Below are 17,517 nucleotides of genomic sequence, written 5' to 3'. Positions count from 1 at the left end.
GGTCGTGCCACCGGGCCCACCCAACCCCATGCTGGCCGAACGGGTCCGTTTCGTGCATAATCGCCCCCATTCGGACCGGTGAGCCCGGCGGAAAGAACTATGAAACGTATTTATTTGCTTATAGTTATCACTGTGATCGCCGGTTTCGCGGCGGCGGACGGGGCCCGCCGGGCGGCGGGCGGCAAACCCACCCCCGACGCATCTCGCGACCTGACCACCGCCGAAGTGCGAAAGACAATGGACCAGGTGTTCCGGGCCCAGATCCGGGCCAGCCTGGCCTGGAGCGACTCGCTCGCTCCGATCTGCGGCGGCGAGCCGATGTACCACCTGATGCGCGCGCGGCTCTACCGCGAGCTGATCCCGGTGGACGACGAGCAGAAGGAAGACGTCAAGCGCCTCGCCGCACCGCTCCACCACGAGCTGGAGGAGACCATCGCCTGCTGCGACACGCGCATCGACGCCGGCGACACCGACCCGCAGTTACGCCTGTACCGCGGCTGGGCCTACATGCTCAGGTCGCACGTGCAGACCTACGAGAAGAGTTTCTGGTCCGCCGGGCGCAGCGCCAAGAAGGGCAAGGAAGACCTGGAGTGGTACCTCGGGCAGAAGCCCGGCGACCCGGTGGCGTCGAGCCTGATGGGTGCGTTCCTGTATTTTGCGGACACGCTCCCCGCCGCGTACAAGTTCGTCTCCAAGCTGCTCTTCCTCCCCTCCGGCGACCGCGACCGCGGCCTGCAGATGATGGAGCTGGCGCGCGGCTGGAACAGCATCATGGAGACGGACAACGCGCTCATTTTGTATTCGGTCTACATGGGTTTTGAAGGGCGCTACGAGGAGGGGCTGGAGGGCTTCAACCATCTGCGCCGCCAGTTCCCCGAGCACGCCACTTTCGTGCGGCCGTTCGCCATCATTTATCCGCTGCTGCCGGACCGCGGGTCGGCGTTCGGCGACAGCCTGGACGCAGCCATCCTGCGGCTGGGGCAGATTCCCCCCGGAGAACGCGACATCGCCACCCAGGAGCTGATCCGCTTTGAACGCGCGTTTGCCGACCGCTACTACAACCCGTCGCGTTCCATCGAGCGTTTCGAGACCATCATGAAGGACAATCCTCCGCATCCCGACTGGGTCGTGGGTTTCTCGGCGTACGAGCTGGGACGGTTGATGGCGGCGCGGGGCAACGTCGAGAAGGCGCGTGCGCTGTGGGATCAGGCGCTGGCGGACGGGCGCATCGGCTACCTGCACGACGAGGTCAGGTCCATGGTCTCCGAGCTGGACAAGTATCCGGCCGGAACCGGCGCGGGACCGGCGGACGTGGCCGCCATCTACGGCGACGACGAAGCGGCGCGCGCGCAGGTGCGTAAGGCCCTCGCCGCCAAGCAGGACCCCTCAGTGGCCGACATGTTCTACCTGGGCGAGGCGCACCTGCTGTCCGGCGATGCCGGCCAGGCGCTCAACGCCTATACCGGCGCCATCAACCCGAAGGCGGCGCGCTGGGACGAAGGCTACCAGTTGCTGGCAAGTGCGCGGGCGGGCGAGGTGCTGGGCAGCCGCGGCGAGTTCGAGGCCGCGTCGAAACACTTCGAACGCGCGGGGAAATTCTGGCACAAGGAGTTCCTGTACGACTGGCTGCTGGAAGCGCGCGGGCGTTACTTCAAGCGCCTCCACGAGGGCAAGGAAACCATGCCCCCGACACTGCTGCTCACGACGGAGCGGTAGTCCCCGCCACGACTCTCGTCGCCATTCTCAATCGCCGCGCAGGTTCTCGCGCACGATGCCCGCGTTGCGGCGCATCCCTTCCGGCTTGCAGCGGCGGATGGCGCTGTTCTTCGTGGCCTCGCGGAATTCATCGTCGGAAATATTGACCAGATCTTCCAGCGTGCGGTCGATCAACGGGCTGCGCGCCGCGCGGCTGAACACCAGCGACTCGCTCGCCACCTTGTTGAACGGACACACACTCTGGCAGGTGTCGCAGCCGTACACGTCGAGGCCCATCTTCGACGCCAGCTCCGCATCGATCTCGCCGCGCTTCTCGATGGTCAGGTAGGAGATGCAGCGGCGCGCATCCAGCACGAAGGGCGTGTCGAGCGCACCGGTTGGACACGCGTCGATGCAGCGCGTGCACTTGCCGCACAGCGTCTCCAGCGGTTGGTCGGGCTGCAGATCCAGCGTGGTGAGCACCTCGCCCAGGAATATCCACGAACCGTACTCCGGCGAGATGACATTGCTGTTCTTTCCCAGCCAGGCGATGCCGGCGCGCATCGCGAGCGCACGGTCGGAAACCGGCTTGGTGTCGCAGCACGCCAGCGTCTCCACGCCGGGGAAAGCCTCGCGCAGTTGTTGTTCGAACTCCTCCAGCATGCCGTCCATCACCGCGTGGTAGTCCTGGCCGTGCACGTAGATGGAAAAGCGCCCGCGGCCGTCGCCGCCGTCCATGCCGCGCTGTTGCGCCTCGATATCGTGGTAGTAGTTGAGCCCCACACACACCGCGCTGCGCGCGCCGGGCAGCAACGCGGTGGCATCCTCGCGCAGAGGTTTATGGCGGGCCAGGTAGCCCATGTCGCCGTGCATGCCGGCGTCGAGCCACGCGGCGAACGTGTCGTTGGACTCGGGAAGCGGGTCGAGGGGCGCGATACCGACGAGGGAAAAGCCGACGTCGCGGGCGATCTCTTTGACAACCTGCTCGCGCGCGGGGTGCACCATCTACCGGGCGCGACGGGGTTGGCGCGCGGACTTGCGCCGGCGCGCGGGTTTGCGGCTGCGGGTGGGACGCGGCGGGCGTGGCCGTTCGTCGGAGGCGCTCATGCGTTCGTGCTTGTCGCCCGCCTCACCGTGCCCGTCTTCCGAACTGCGCAGCTGCTCGTGGAAGTGCCGCAACGCCTCATCCACCATGTGGTGGACGGTGCCGCGCGCAAAGCGGCCGCGCGGGCGGCGCCGGCCCGCCGGCATGCCCGTGAGCACCTCGATGCCCTCGTCGAGCGTGCTGACGGCGTAGATGTTGAACTTTCCCTTGGTAATCGCCTCGGCGACGTCTTCGCGCAGCATCAACTCCGGCACGTTGAGCGCGGGAATCATCACACCCTGCTTGCCGGTGAGTCCGCGGTGCTTGCACACCTCGAAGAAGCCTTCGATCTTCTCGTTCACGCCGCCGATGGGCTGCACCTCGCCCTTCTGGTTCATGGAGCCGGTGACCGCGATGTCCTGGCGCAACGGTATTCCGGCCACGCTGGAGAGCAACGCGTACATCTCGGTACTGGACGCGCTGTCCCCGTCGACACTGGAGTAGCCCTGCTCGAAGCAGAGGCTCGCCGTGACGGTGATGGGCTTGTCCTGGGCGTACATCCGCCGCAGGTAGCCCTCCAGAATGAGCATGCCCTTGTTGTGGATGCGGCCGCTCATCTCCGCCTCGCGTTCGATGTTGATCACGCCCAGACGTCCCACCCCCGTCTCGGCGGTGATGCGGCTGGGCCGCCCGAAGGAGTGGTCGCCGTAGTCGTATACCGCCAGCCCGTTCACCTGGCCCACCTTGGCCCCCGAGGTGTCCATCAGAATGCGGCCGTCGTTGTACAGCTCCTGCAGCCGGTCCTCCACCAGGCTCACGCGATTGATACGCTCCTTGACGGCGCGTTGCACGTGCTCGGCGCGTACCACTTTGGATCCCGCCTGGGCCGCCCAGTGCACCGCCTCGCGTACCACGTCGCCCACATCGCTGAAGCGCGTGGACAGGCGGTTGCGCCTGCCCGCCAGCCGGACGCCGTTCTCGATGACGGCACCCACCGCGTCGCGGTGGAAGGCGGGGAGCTTCTCCAGACGCGACAATACCTTGATGAACTGGGCGTACTTCTTCTGGTTGGCGAGGTTGTTGGGCATCTCGTTGTCGAAATCCGCCTTGACCTTGAAGATGGAGCGGAAGTCCTCGTCATACTCATAGAGGATCTGGTAACTCCACGCGTCGCCGATGAGCACCACCTTGACGTCCAGCGGAATCTCCTCGGGCTTGATGGCGGCGATGGGCATCAGCAGCAGCGAATCGAATCCCCGGATGGTGAGCCGCTCGCTCTTGAGGACGCGCTTGAGCGCCACCCACACCAGCGGCTCCTCGAATATGTCGATGAGGTTCAGGATCAGAAAGCCGCTGTTGGCCTTGAGCAGCGACCCGCCGCGGATGAGTGTGTGGTCGGTGGTCTGTTCGCCGTCGGCGCCAAAATGGCGCTCGATGGTTCCGAAAATGTTCACATAGGTGGGCGACGACTCGATCACCACCGGCGCTTCCCTGACCCCGGTGTTGTCCACCAGCACGTTGACCTCGAAGGGGAGCATGTCGCGGCGCCGCTCGCGCTCCGGCTTGACGGCCACGAAGATGGGCAGATTGCTCAGTGTGTACTCGCGCAGGTCGGCCACGAAGCGGGCGACCTTCTCCGATTTGAAGGACTTGTTGATCTCGTCCAGCGCCTGGTCGATGAGCGGTTCGATGAAGGCGCGCTCGAGGTCCGCGGTGCGGTGGTCGAGGTCGTGCTCCAGTTCGCGGGCGGCGAGCAGGAAATCGTCCAGCTTGCGCGACAGTTCGGGGTAGGCCTTGTGCAGCTTGTCATAGTCACCCTTGCCGATCTTGCCCGTCGCCAGCAGGCCCGCCAGCCGGTCCATGGGGACCACCTCCCCGCCGATCACCGGTGCCAGCTCCGGGCGCGCGAACCCGTCGTGCTCCACCTGCACCATGGAGAAGCCGTGCTCGCTCACCTCCTTCTCCAGGGAGCGGAGCATCTCGTCGCGCTGCCCGCGGATGCTGTCGGCGATCTCCGCCTGCTTGCGCTTGAACTGTTCGCTGCGCAGCGCCGCCGGAATGAATCCGGAGACGGTGTCGCGCAGGTTGTGGACCTGCTTGCGCAGCCTGCACCCCTGGCCGGCGGGCAGCAGCAGACAGGTGGGTTCCGCCTCGTTGGAAAAATTGTGAACGTAGCAGATGTCGGTCAGGATCTCGCTGCGCAGGTCCATGCCGTCGAGCATGTAGCGGATGGCGGTGAGCTTGCCGGTGCCTGTGAGACCGGAGATGAAGACGTTGTATCCCGCGCTGCGAATGGTAAGCCCGAGGCGCATGGCGTCGAGCGCGCGCTCCTGGCCGATGATATTGGGCCGGTATTGAATCTCGTCGGTGGTAAGGAAGCCAAGCTTCTTCGCATCACACCGGTAGCGGAGCTGCGATGGCTTGACTCGGAAGCGGGATAGCCTAGACTCGCTGGCGCTTTTCATGCCGGGCGGAGCGTAGCACAGCGCCGACAGCCGGGCAAGCGTGACGCCCCGGCCCTAATCCAGCGCGAACAGCGTGCGCCAGTCGACGTCCTCTTCGAGCGGCTTCTGGTCCGGCTTGTACATGACGAAGCGGTCCATCACCAGTACGTCCATGTTGGTGCGCATGAAGCACAGGTAGGCTTCGTTGGGGGTGCACACGATGGGTTCGCCGCGCACGTTGAATGACGTATTGATGATGACCGGGCAGCCGGTCTTCTCATCGAAACGCTTGATGAGCTTGTAGTAGCGCGGGTTGGTGTGCGGGTCCACCGTCTGGATGCGCGCCGAGTTGTCCACGTGCGTCACCGAGGGAATGGTGCGCCTGCCTTCGCGCACGTCGGCCACCAGCAGCATGTACGGGCTGGGCACGTCCAGGTCGAACCACTCGCTGCACTTCTCCTCCAGCACCGAGGGCGCGAAGGGCCGGAACGACTCGCGGAACTTGATCTTGAGGTTCACCACGCTCTTGTTCTCGGGGTTGCGCGCGTCGGCGATGATGGAGCGCGCGCCCAGCGCGCGCGGACCGAACTCCATGCGCCCCTGGAACCAGCCGATGGTCTTCTGGTCCACCATGGCCGCGACGGTGGCATCCAGCATGCCGTCCTCGTCGAACTCCTTATAGACGACGCCCTGCTTGTCCAGAAAACCGCGGATCTCGTCGCTGCTGTACTCCGGGCCCAGATAGGCGTGCCGCCACTGCCACGTGCGCTCGTTGCCCAGCACCGAGTGGTAGATGTGCGTCGCCACGCCCACCGCGCCACCCGCGTCGCCCGCGGCCGGCTGCACGAACACATCCTTGTAGGGCGTCTCCTTGATGACGCGGCCGTTGGCCACGCAGTTGAGCGCCACGCCGCCGGCCATGCACAGGTTGTTGGACCCGGTGATTTCGTGCGCGTGGCGTACCATGCGCAGCACGATCTCTTCGGTCACCCGCTGCACGCTCATGGCCACGTCCTTGTGGAACTGTTCCAGCTTGGATTCCGGCTCTCGTTTGGGCCTGCCGAACAGCTTCTCGAACTTCCGGTTGGTCATCTCCAGGCCGTAGTCGTACGCGAAGTAGTCCATGTTCATCTTGAACGATCCGTCCTCGTTGTACGTGATCGTCTCGAGAACCTGGTCCATGTACTTCGGCTCGCCGTACGGCGCCAGCCCCATCACCTTGTACTCGGCGCTGTTGACCTTGAAGCCCAGGTAGTAGGTGTAGGCGCTGTACAGGAGCCCCAGCGAGTGCGGGAAGCGGGTCTCCTTGAGGATCTGGATGTCGCTGCCCTCGCCCTTGCAAATGGTGGCGGTGGCCCACTCGCCCACGCCGTCCACGGTGACGATGGCGGATTCCCGGTACGGCGACACCAGGAACGCGCTGGCAGCGTGCGAGATGTGGTGCTCGCACATGAGCACCTCGCCCTCGTAGCCCAGCTCCTTCTTGATGAGGTGCGGGATCCACAGTTTCTTGCGCAGCCACAGCGGCGTGCTCTTGATGAACGAGGGATACGAGCGCGGCCAGGTGGCGACGTACGTTGTCAAAATGCGTTCGAACTTGATGAGCGGCTTGTCATAGAAGCCGACGTAGTCGACCCTGTCGATGGTGATACCGGCCTGCTTGAGGCAGTACTTGATGGCCTGGGTGGGAAATTCCTGGTCGTGGCGCACGCGCGTGAAGCGCTCTTCCTGCGCCGCGGCGATGATCTCGCCGTCCTTGAGCAGGCATGCGGCCGAGTCGTGGTAATAGCACGAGATTCCGAGTACGTACATCCGTGGGCTCCGGGAAGGCGGCTAGAACGATCGCCGGGCCGACTCGAGGCTCGGCTGCATCGGTTCGCGCGGGTGATAGAACGATGGTTTTGGTGTCATGCGCCGGTCGATGAGATCGGCGCGCGCGAGCGTCGTCCCCACCCAGGCGAGGGCGATGATGACAAAGTACGACACGGTAAGCAGGATACGCGTGTTGATGATACCGAGGACGTGGGCGAACTTCTTCCACCCGCGCCACAACAGCACAAACGGCAGCTTGATAGCGTCTAACATAGTGAAAGAGAATAACCTAGGAGCAGGGGTGGCGTCAACCGCGCAGCCCCGGGGCTCAGCGCGCCCAGCGCACGACGCGCACCCCGTCGGCGTTGGCGTAGAGCTCGTAGAGTTCCGGCCCGGCGGCGGTCTCCACCAGCTCGTACTTGCGCTCCATCACCGGGGCCTTGAAGGGGCGCCACGAGCGGTTGGGCCGCGGGGCCATGCCCAGGCGGTCGCCGGCGGCGTCGAAGATGGTGATGCCCCAGTCCATCTTGCCGTCGATGGGGACATACTGCAGCACGGCGAACACACCCCCGGAGGGCGAGGCCGTCACCATGACGCCGGACTCGGCCAGCCGGCGCCGCAGTTGCCCGCTATCATCCAACAGGTTGATGGAGGAGACGTTGTCGTCGGTGCGGACACGGTTGGCGCCGCCACCCCACCCGAAGACCGGGTGCTTTCCCAGCTCCGCCACGGTGTCACTGGTGAACACGATTTCGAAACCCATCTGACGGATCGAATCCACCAGCCACAGGTGTCCGCCGTCGTGATGCAGGATGAAGGCGTCGGCGCCGCGCGCGGACTTCGCCCCTCCTGCGGGAATCAGCGAGGAAGTGTCCAGGGAGCGTACCGCTTCCGGCTTGCCGGATTCGAGACCGAAGGTGGCCAGGCGCATGGCGGCGGGGATGGCCTTGGAGCCGTCGGGAAGGTCGTCGACCAGCACGTAGAGCGTGGTGGAGTCCACCGCGATGTCGCGCGCGCGCACCGTGTCGGCCTTTGCGCCGCCCGTCACCACCAGCGGGATGGCCCGCTGGAACACGCCGGTGGCGGTGAAGAGTTTGACGTCGCGCTTGACGCGGTCGTGCACCGCAATCACGTCGGGACCGGCCGCGAAACACATCACCAGCCGGGTGGACTTCTTGCTGGTCTCGATGCCGGCTCGCCCGAACTGCTCGGGCGCCGATCCGAAGCCCTGGCGCACCACGACCTGCTCATTGAAGCGCGGCGTGGCGGCCAATACGACCGACGCGGCCACGGCAAGAAAGGCCACCACGACAAGACGCACGGCAACAAATGAACGGTAGCGCATGGTTTCCTTCCGGTGGCGGGTGCTTGCGGTCCCGCCGACCGATCGAAGGTACGGGCCGGGCCGGTGGCGGTCAAGGCATCAGATGGGCGAAGGAGCAACCGCCGGGAAGCGCGCGCGCCTCGCGTGCCGGAGTGTTCGCTCAAGTGGCCAGGGGTGCGGCACCCGGCGCGAGGCCGTGGCGCTTGCGGTAGGCGTCGACCCCGGCGTAACCCACCAGCTTCTGCAGTTCCTCGTCCCACAGGCGGAAGGTGGCCGACTTGAAACTCTGGCGCAGCGTGATCGTGCTCACTTCCTGGAAGATGGGGTTCTCCTTGTAGCACTTCTCGAGGTAGTAGTTGGGGATGCGCGGGCTCAGGTGATGGATGTGGTGGAACCCGATGTTTCCGCTGATCCACTGCAGAACCGGCGGCAGCTTGTAGAACGAGCTTCCCTCCACGGCACCGCGCGCGAAATCCCACGACTCGTGGCGCGACCAGTGCACACCCTCGAACTGGTGCTGCACGTAGAACAGCCATACGCCGATGGACGACGCCAGGATCATCACCGGGATCTGGATCATCAGAAAAGCCTTCCAGCCGATCAACAGACACAGTCCCACGGTGACCCCGGCGATCAACAGATCGGTAAACCAGATGCTGTTCTTCTCCCGGGCACTCATGGGCCGGCGGGGAAAGCGCTGCAGGATCATGAACTGGATGAACGCGCCGAAGGTGAAGAGCACCCATGGGCTGCGGTGGATCCGGTAACGGAAGCGCTGCAGACGCGGCGCGTTCATGTACTCCTCCACCGTCATGGTCCAGATGTCACCGATGCCGCGGTGGTCGAGGTCGCCGCCCGACGCGTGGTGGACGGCGTGCTCGTGACGCCACTGCTCGTAGGGCGTGAAGGCGAACAACGCGGTGATCGTTCCCACGATGGTGTTGGCCCTGCGCGACTTGAAAAAGGCGCCGTGGCCGCAGTCGTGCGAGATGATGAAGGAGCGCATGAGGAATCCGGACGCGGGGAGGGCGAGCGCCAGCGTGATCCAGTACGATATCTCCAGCGCATAGACCATGAGGAACCAGAGCCCGATGTACGGACCCACCGTGTTCGCGATCTGCCAGATGCTGCGCCCCAGGTGGGGCTGCCGGTAGGGAGCGACGGCGCGCTTCCACTCCGCCGAGATGGAGGCGGTGGTGGCGGCGGTATTTGCGAATGCGTTCATCTATATGTTCGTCCCTTCAATGCGGCAAAAAAATAAGGGCCCCTGCACCCAGCAAGGTCCCTTCATTTGTATCGACGGATCCTTAGCCACTGGCGCATGCGTGCCCGCCAGCTTCCCTTTCAATATAGTCCGATGTTCGAGAGCCTGTCAAAGCAATAGTCGGCACCGGGGGCCGTTCCGGATGGCTTTGGGTCATTCCACCTGCCCCGCCAGCGCCCCGCCCCCCCGCTCTACCCGGAGTTTCAGCAGGGCCGAGACCACCAGAAACAGCGCCAGCAGCACCAGGACCACGGCCGCAAATGCGTTCATAAACGCGATATCGAAGCCCCGCATGATCCTCAAATTGGCAATAAACAGCTTCGTAATCGACCACAGCGTGATGGTGAGCACGAACAGCATCGGCAGCAATGTGAACGCGATACGCTTGCGGGCCTGCTTCAACCATACCGTGATCACCAGCAAGGAAAGTGCCGCCAGCAACTGGTTGGAGGTCCCGAAAATGGTCCAGAATTTGAGCCAGGAACCGCTTTCTCCAAAGGCCAGAAAGTAGGTAGGAATTGCCACGGTCGCCAGCGTGGCCCCGATTGCCCCGGCGCGGTGCTGCCAGCCAAACAGCTCCTGCAGCAGGTAGCGCCCCAGCCGCATGGACACGTCCAGCGTGTCGAAGACGAAGGTGGAAAACGCCATCGCGCCGAAGGTCACCGCGAACGCCATCTTGTCCTGGCCGATGATGAGCGTGAGAAACTGGCCGATGCCGTTGCCGTAGATCGTGCCCGGTGCCAGTCCCTGCACCGCGCCCGGCGCCGCGATCATGATGGTCACCAGCGCGATCAGCGCCACGAACCCTTCGGCGAGCATGGCACCGTATCCGATGGGATGCATGTGCGACTCGCGGTCGATCTGCTTGCACGTGGTGCCGGAACACACCAGTCCGTGGAAACCCGAGCACGCGCCACACGCAATGGTCACAAACAGGAACGGGAACATGGCACCGGTCATGCCCCCCACGTTCCATCCCTTGAACGCGGGCTGCTGCACCTCGTAGCCGCCAAACAGCAGCCCGAACACGCCCACCGCCAGCGCGCTGTAGAGCACGAACCCGCCCAGATAGCCGCGCGGCTGCAACAGCGCCCACACCGGCACCACCGACGCCACCGCGCAGTAGCCGATGATGATGAGCGCCCAGGCCTTGTGGTCGAGGACGAGTACATTGGAGAAGTGCGTGCCCAGCCAAGCCACCGCGAAGGTCGCCGGCACGAAGATCACCGTGGCCAGCCACAACGGTGGCTTGAGAAAGCGCTGCACGACTCCCAGCAGCACCGAGAGCGCGAGGTACATGACGCTCGCAAAAGCCACCGCACCGCCGGGGTTGAAGGTCACGTTCCCCTGCTGGAGTTCCTCGCTGCCCACCACAAAGGTCGCGGCGGTGATGTCCGCGAACGCCACGATCACGTAGATGAGCGCGATCCAGATGAAGATCATCAGCGCGCGGCCCGAGCGCGTGCCCAGGTGTTCGCGCGCGATCTCGGCGATGGAACGCGCGCCGTGGCGCACGCTGGCGGTGAGGGTGGAGAAGTCGTGGACGGCGCCGATCAGGACGACGCCCAGGCTGATCCACAACAGGCACGGCAACCACCCGAAGGACTGGCAGGCGAGAATGGGGCCGGCGATGGGGCCGGCCGCGGCGATGGCGGAGAAGTGCTGCGCAAAGAGGTAGAACGGCCGCGTGGGAACAAAATCCACCCCGTCCGCCTGGGCGTGCGCCGGAGTTTCGGTGCTGTCATCCAGCTGGAACTGCTTCGCCACCCACCCGCCGTAGAGGCGGTAGGCCACGACGAGCAGGGTCATGAACGCAATCGCGAGGAGCGCAAGCGGCATGCGTTGACCTCAGGGAACGACGGCGCCAACTGCCTTCTTGGCCGACGAACCCACCATCTGCCCGACGTTGATCGCGGGCGGCACCTGGATGCCCTGCGCGAGATTGCGGTGTGCGCGCAGCCAGTACACGAGCATCATCCGCCCGGCGCGCACCCGGCGATCGAGCTCCATGCTCAATTCCCCCACCTCCTCGGAACGATTGCGGTAGTCCTGAACCTTGGGCGCGAGCTGGGCACGGGTGGAGTCGGTTGCGGCCAGGCGTCGGCGGAGTATGCTCTGCGCCTTCTCGTACGCGATCACGTCGTCCCTGGCCGCGAGAGGCCCGGCCAGCAACGGATCCAACGCCACCACGGCTTCCCGGGTTCCCTTCCCCACCCGGTAATCCTGCAACGCCAGGTACGTCTCCACGTCGGCTGCCTCACTGGCGTCGAGGCGTTCGATCTCGGCGCGTGTCCCGGCGTAGCGGGCTTCGATGTCCACCGCGATAAGCACGAAAGAAGGCTCAATGGCATCCCGAACCGCATCGAGGCGTGCGATGCCGAACTGGACGATCGAATAGATCATTGGGTCCGCCTCGCCAATTGCCTGCATGAACGTGGTGCTGCCCCGGATGCCGGCGAGCGTGGAGTCCACCATGGATCGTGATAGTCCGTACTTCTCCTCGGCGCCGGCATCCAGCATGGGCTGGAGTACCTCCGCGAGATAGTCCGCAAGCTTTCCCGCCCGCTTCTCATCCGGCATTCGCGACGCATTGAGCGAAACGACCTGGATCGAGTACATGCCAACACCGCGGAAGATGTCGCGAATGACCTCCACGTCATCGTTGATTTCTTCGGTGTTGGCAGCCCGCTGGTACTCTCTCAGGTAGTACCATGGCAGTGGCTGGAGGATCTTCTGCGCCTCCACCAGCAACGTTGTGGTGTTCTCCGCAAACGGCCCCATGTCCATGCGCGTCGAGCTCTTGAACTTCGAACAACCACTGAGGCACGCGATGCAGGCGAGCACCAGCGCCACCCGTACCAGCAACACGTTCATGTCCGCTCCTCTCGATTTCCGCACCCTGCGCGGCCGCAAGACGTCGTCGCCGCCTTGCGGCAGTGTACGACCGGGGGCACGGGTCTGAAAGCAGGAAATGAGTGGTGGGCCGCCCGGGGACCGGGGCGGCCGCGTCATGAGGGCGTCAGTTCCCGCCCATCACCGAGGGTGGCTGGAGCTGGCGGTCGCGCAGCGCGCGGAATTCGCTGGTGAAGTACCAGTTGGGGATGCGGTCGTCGTCCGCGATGGCGTAGCCGGTGAGAAAGTACACGCGCGCATCGCCGGCGATGCCGCGCAGGTCCCAGTCGTCTCCGTACTCGTCGCTGGGACGGTGGTAGCTGTTGGTAATGTAGTCCTCGAAGCGCTTCATGACGTCTTCGGACGGTGCGGGTTCGTCCAGCGGACCCCCCACCGCGAAAATGGCGGGCACGCCCTTCTTGGCGAAGGGATAGTGGTCGGAGCGGAAGAAGGCGCCGTACTCCGGCGTGGGGTCGGCCTGCAATCCGCGGCCCTGCTCCGCGGCCGCGGCGCGCAGGTAGTCTTCCAGTTCCGAACTCCCCAGACCCACCACCGTCATGCCGTTCCAGTCCCCGAACGGGAACAGCGCGTCCATGTTGATGACACCCACGGTCTTCTCCAGTGGAAACACCGGGTGGTCGGCGTAGTGGTAGGCGCCCAGCAGCCCCTGCTCCTCGGCGGTGGTCGCCACGAAGACGACCGAGCGGCGCGGCGGCTCCGGGAGCGCCGCAAAGGCCTGCGCCAGTTCGAGCAGCGCGGCCGTCCCCGTGGCGTTGTCGACGGCGCCGTTGTAAATCGTGTCACCGTCCACCGGCGCACCAATCCCCACGTGGTCCCAGTGGGCGGTGTACACGACGTACTCATCGGGCCGTTCGCTTCCCTTCACGTAACCGACGGCGTTGTACGACACCGAGCGTTCGATGGACACGTCGATCCTGCCGTTCACCCGCGCGGACAACGGAACCGCGTGAAAGTCGCGCGACGCCGCACTGGCCGCGAGTGCATCCAGGTCCGCGCCGGCGGACTCGAAGATCTCCTTCGCCGCGGGCCTGGACACCGTGACCCAGAAGGCCGGCGTGGGTTCACCGTCCGGTGCCTTGTCCAGTTCGTAGCGCGGGCGCATGGCGTTGGTAGCGATGGCATCGAAGGGATAGCCGATGACGTCCTGGTCGTGAATGTAGAGCACGCCGGCGGCGCCGTGGCGCGCGGCCGTTTCGGCCTTGGCCGTGCCGGTTCCCCAGTGGGAGAGCGCGCGTCCTTTGAAATAGAGACTGTCGGCAATGCCGGCCGGGTCGTTCATCAGGATTACAACGGTTTTTCCCGTCACATCGACTCCGTCGTAGTCGTTCCACCCGAGCTCGTCGGCGACGATTCCGTAACCGACGAACACGAGATCGCTGTCCTTGATGACGACCCGGTCGGTGGTGCCGCCGGTCCGTATGGTCATGTTCCCGCCCAGTTCCAGTTCGACCCTGGCGCGCTTGCCCTTGATGGTGATCTTCGAGGACTCCTTCACGGTCTTGCGCGCCAGCGGCACCTCCTGCAGGTACCCGCCCTTCGGCTCGCCCACGCCGGCCTCGCGGTAGCGCGCGGTGATGTAGTCGAGGGTCTTCTTCTCGCCCGGCGTGCCAGGCAGACGGCCGGTGAATTCGTCCGAGGCCAGAATGGAAACGTGCCGCCCCATGTCCGCTTCGGTGATGGTTGCAAGGGCGCGGTCGCGCCCCGCGTTCCGTGAGGCATGCGCCTCCAGCGCCGAACCGCCCAGGAGTGCCACAGTCCCGACGAGTTGTACGATTGAAAGGAGTTTCATCGAACTTCTCTCCTATTGACGTTGTTGGAACGCGGGACACGCACGCGCGTTTTCCGAACTGACTCCCCTACAATAGAAGGACCGCCACCGCGGCGGCTTTCAGAAACCTGCTCGTTTGGGGGGGGCGCTTAGTGACGCCGCTGCGCGCCGCCACGGGGCGTAAATAACGGGGAATGAAGCAGTTCCGTGCGGCGGCGGGTGCCCAGCAGGCCGCGCACGTGGCTGGGCGGGACGCCCATCTCGCGGGCGAAGAGAGCGGTGAGGTGGGCATGGCTCGAGAAGCCGGTGTCGAGCGCGATCCGCGTGATGGAGGCGTCGCTGCCGGCCAGCGCGTGCATGGCCGCGCCCAGGCGGAGGCGGTGCAGGTAGCCGCGCAGTGCAAGCCCGGTGTGGTGGCGGAACACGCGCGCGAGGTGAAACGGCGACGCGCCCACCGCGCGCGCCACGTGGTCCAGGCGTACCGCCTCGCGGAAGTGCGCGTTCAGATACTCGCGGGCGGCGTCGGCGATGTCCCTGTGGTCGTCGCGGGTGCGCCCGCGTGCGGCGCGGGATGCGGCCGGTACCGAGCCCACCGCGGCGCCCAGCATCTCCAGCGCAATCTCGTCCATGGCCACCGGGTCCACCGCGCGCCCGTCGCGCTGGCGCAGCGCCAGCACCATCTGCCCCAGCGCCAGGCGCATGGGGCGCATGGCCACGGTGACGGCGGGGGTGTCGGCCCGGGGGCGTGTCGACCGGACCACCTCCGACGCCACATCTTCGGCAAAGGCGATGCTGAGGCCCGAGTCGTTGCACCCGTAGGGATGGGTGGTCCGGTACGCGCTGCCGGGGCGGTGCAGGATGGCGTTGGCCGGATCCATGATGACGCGGCGGCCGCCGTCGTGAATCTGGCAGGCGCCGTCCAGGCTCACCGCCAGCACGTGGTGGCTGTGACAGCGCTCGGCGCGCAGCGCGTCGCCCTCGCACAGGCAGCGCCACAGCACCACCTGCACGATGGCGCTCTCGTGGACCGTCTCCACGGCCACGCAGCCATCCAGGGCGAGGCGGCCGCGGGCAACTTCGGGCAGGGCGTTGACGGGCATGGGGGGAACTACGGGGCGCGGCGGGCGCGGGTTGCGGGCACTGGCAGCATCCGCGCGGATGTCCTATCATGAGGACGCCGCCGCGAAAGGAGACCCTCATGGCTCGCTTGCTGCGCCTGGCCCCGGTCCTTGCCCTCGTGCTTATGATCACCGCCTGCGACGACGAACCCACCGGCACCGGCGGGTCCAACACCTACGTGCATACGTCGGTGAGCGGGCACATCACCATGGCGTACAGCGGCGCGCCCGTCATCGGCGCGCGGGTCGCCCTGGTGGAGCCACTTCCCTACCGGGTGGTGAACGGTCCGGTGACCACCGACAACAACGGCCACTACTCGCTCGGCAATCCCCCCGCCGGCGACTGGTACCTGTTCGTGTTCAGCGACAGCGCGCTGGTGTTCGACACCGACGACGTGCGCGTGTCGGTACGCCGCGGCCAGCGCATCAAGCGCGACATCGAGATGATGCGGTCGGAGCTGTGGGGCATGAACCCGCCACGCATCGCCGGAACCGTCACCGATGCCCGGAACGGCAGGCCGCTCGAGGGCGCCTACGTGTCGGGCTTCGCGTTTGCGACCTGGCACAGCTTTGTCGGCATTTCGATTGATGTGGAGGACATGACGGACGCCGCGGGTCAGTACAGCGTGGTACCCATGGAGGTGTTCAACAGCCCTGGCACCGCCCAGCTCGGCATATCGAAGGAGGGCTACGCGCCGATCTACATGCTGGACGTGCCGCTACCGGCCGATCCGGACAGCGTGCTGGTGTTCGATGTCGCGTTGCAGCCGGCGGACGGCAATTCGGCGATCCACGGACGGGTGGTGGATGTGAACGGCCGCGCCGTCGACGGTCTGCCGGTGGCGCTCGACTACACCACCATCCCGTACCCACCGCGGAACGGTCCCGCCAAGGGGGACGACAAACCGCAGCGGGTCCCGGTGCTCGGAGCCTCGCTGCGTACGGACGCGAAGGGCGTGTTCGAGTTCAACGACCTCCCGCCGGGCACGTACTACATCGACGCGGGGTTCCTGCCGGACGACGGCTATGTGGGAAGCGTCGCCGACGACCCGATCTTCGAGGTTGCGGGCGATGAGTTGGTGGACGTGGGCGACCTCCGCGTGGTTCCGGCCGTGGTGCCGCTGTCCCCCGCCAACGGGTCCACGGGTGTCGACCGGCGTCCGATCCTGCGCTGGGAGCCGGTGCCCGGGGCGGACAGTTACCAGGTGCAGGCCGGCACGGGGCACTTCCTGGATCTGTCGCGCACGGTGACGGAGCCCGAGTTCCAGTTCGAAGAGGATTTCGCGCCGGGCGCGCGCGTGCGCTGGTACATCCGCGCCTACCGCGACGCCGACCCCTTCGACGAAACCATCGCCGAGTCCGAGGTGGCGGAGATGTTCACGGTCGCAGAGTGAGGCCAGGCGGCCCGGACCGTCACATCGACAGGCCGACGTCGCCCCCAAGGATCGTCTGCGGCGGTGCGCTGCGTTGCGGGTTGGGCACGTGCGCGTCGTTGAAGCGGATCTCCGCGGGAGGATCGCCGCCGTCGAAGGCGCGCCCGCCGTCGAGTACCTGCATCTCCCGCTCCGGAAACATGCCGAGAAACTCGTCGCCGCCGAGCTGTGCGAGCGACGGATCGCCGAAGGGATCCGCGCTCCGATAGCTGTGCTGGTCGGTGATGATCAGGTCCAGGTACCGCCCGTAGCGCAGCGCGCGATATGCCTTGAGGCTGTTGATCGCGGTCAGGTTGTTGGGCTCCACCCCCAGCCCGTCGTCGTCGAAGTCCTCGATGGGAACGTCGTGTACCGCGGGAGGATCAAAGCGCTCCAGCGACCCGCCCGGCGCGGCGACGCGTGCGGGAATGAATTCGAACCACGCCTGGTTCGCAGCCACCTTGATGCTCTGGCCCGGCCGTTCGAACGGCCCCGCCTTGACGATGCTCTGCCAGCCAGCAGCGCGCGGTCATCGTGGTCGTTGTGATTTGGAGTATCGAAGGGCAACTATCCATATCCACCTTCCGGCCAGTAGAGAAGGAAGCCCGCCAACACTATGACCGCGATGGCCGAGAGCCCGGCATACGTCTTGTTGAGAGCCCGAAGATCACAAAGCCTGCCCT

13 protein-coding genes are annotated in these 17,517 nt (G+C 65.7%); 2 read left to right on the top strand and 11 right to left on the bottom strand.

Features of this window, described 5'->3' with window-relative positions; genetic code table 11:
- The first annotated feature begins 99 nt into the window (after window positions 1-99).
- Window positions 100-1,716 (top strand): hypothetical protein, encoded by a 1,617-nt coding sequence (locus tag OEX18_11510; GenBank protein ID MDH4337888.1) that lies wholly within the window; start codon window positions 100-102, stop codon window positions 1,714-1,716.
- 27 nt (window positions 1,717-1,743) lie between these two features.
- On the opposite strand, the gene queG is transcribed toward OEX18_11510, so the two are convergent.
- From queG to OEX18_11460, 10 genes are all read right to left on the bottom strand, one after another.
- The gene (queG, locus tag OEX18_11505) at window positions 1,744-2,700 is read right to left on the bottom strand and encodes a tRNA epoxyqueuosine(34) reductase QueG (GenBank protein MDH4337887.1); all 957 of its coding nucleotides are present in this window, start codon (window positions 2,698-2,700) and stop codon (window positions 1,744-1,746) included.
- A complete protein-coding gene (locus OEX18_11500) occupies window positions 2,701-5,244 on the bottom strand; it encodes an AAA family ATPase (GenBank protein MDH4337886.1) in 2,544 nt (847 codons plus the stop codon).
- 54 nt (window positions 5,245-5,298) lie between these two features.
- The gene (locus OEX18_11495; protein ID MDH4337885.1) at window positions 5,299-7,035 is read right to left on the bottom strand and encodes a carbamoyltransferase; all 1,737 of its coding nucleotides are present in this window, start codon (window positions 7,033-7,035) and stop codon (window positions 5,299-5,301) included.
- A gap of 21 nt (window positions 7,036-7,056) precedes the next feature.
- Window positions 7,057-7,308 carry a hypothetical protein gene (locus OEX18_11490; protein MDH4337884.1) on the bottom strand — a complete coding sequence of 84 codons (252 nt, stop codon included), beginning with the start codon at window positions 7,306-7,308 and terminating at the stop codon, window positions 7,057-7,059.
- Between the two features lie 55 nt (window positions 7,309-7,363).
- A complete protein-coding gene (locus OEX18_11485; GenBank protein ID MDH4337883.1) occupies window positions 7,364-8,380 on the bottom strand; it encodes a hypothetical protein in 1,017 nt (338 codons plus the stop codon).
- A 139-nt stretch (window positions 8,381-8,519) separates the two neighbouring features.
- Window positions 8,520-9,584, bottom strand: a complete 1,065-nt coding sequence (locus OEX18_11480; GenBank protein ID MDH4337882.1) for a fatty acid desaturase — start codon at window positions 9,582-9,584, stop codon at window positions 8,520-8,522.
- A gap of 192 nt (window positions 9,585-9,776) precedes the next feature.
- On the bottom strand, window positions 9,777-11,462 hold the full coding sequence (locus OEX18_11475) for a carbon starvation protein A (protein MDH4337881.1): 1,686 nt from the start codon (window positions 11,460-11,462) through the stop codon (window positions 9,777-9,779).
- 9 nt (window positions 11,463-11,471) lie between these two features.
- Window positions 11,472-12,497: a hypothetical protein gene (locus tag OEX18_11470; GenBank protein ID MDH4337880.1), complete on the bottom strand. Its 1,026-nt coding sequence runs from the start codon at window positions 12,495-12,497 to the stop codon at window positions 11,472-11,474.
- A 145-nt stretch (window positions 12,498-12,642) separates the two neighbouring features.
- A complete protein-coding gene (locus OEX18_11465) occupies window positions 12,643-14,325 on the bottom strand; it encodes a M28 family metallopeptidase (GenBank protein ID MDH4337879.1) in 1,683 nt (560 codons plus the stop codon).
- A 128-nt stretch (window positions 14,326-14,453) separates the two neighbouring features.
- The gene (locus OEX18_11460; GenBank protein ID MDH4337878.1) at window positions 14,454-15,404 is read right to left on the bottom strand and encodes an AraC family transcriptional regulator; all 951 of its coding nucleotides are present in this window, start codon (window positions 15,402-15,404) and stop codon (window positions 14,454-14,456) included.
- A 98-nt stretch (window positions 15,405-15,502) separates the two neighbouring features.
- On the opposite strand from OEX18_11460, the gene OEX18_11455 reads away from it, so the two are divergent.
- Window positions 15,503-16,816, top strand: coding sequence for a carboxypeptidase regulatory-like domain-containing protein (locus OEX18_11455; protein MDH4337877.1), 1,314 nt, complete (start codon window positions 15,503-15,505; stop codon window positions 16,814-16,816).
- Between the two features lie 19 nt (window positions 16,817-16,835).
- Here the strand turns inward: OEX18_11455 and OEX18_11450 are convergent, their stop codons facing one another.
- Entirely contained in the window at window positions 16,836-17,294 is a 459-nt protein-coding gene (locus tag OEX18_11450; protein ID MDH4337876.1) for an alkaline phosphatase D family protein, read from the bottom strand.
- Window positions 17,295-17,517: the final 223 nt, after the last annotated feature.

The organism is Candidatus Krumholzibacteriia bacterium, from assembly GCA_029865265.1.
GTDB lineage: Bacteria > Krumholzibacteriota > Krumholzibacteriia > WVZY01 > JAKEHA01 > JAKEHA01.
This window is presented reverse-complemented; position numbering and strand designations above follow the sequence as displayed.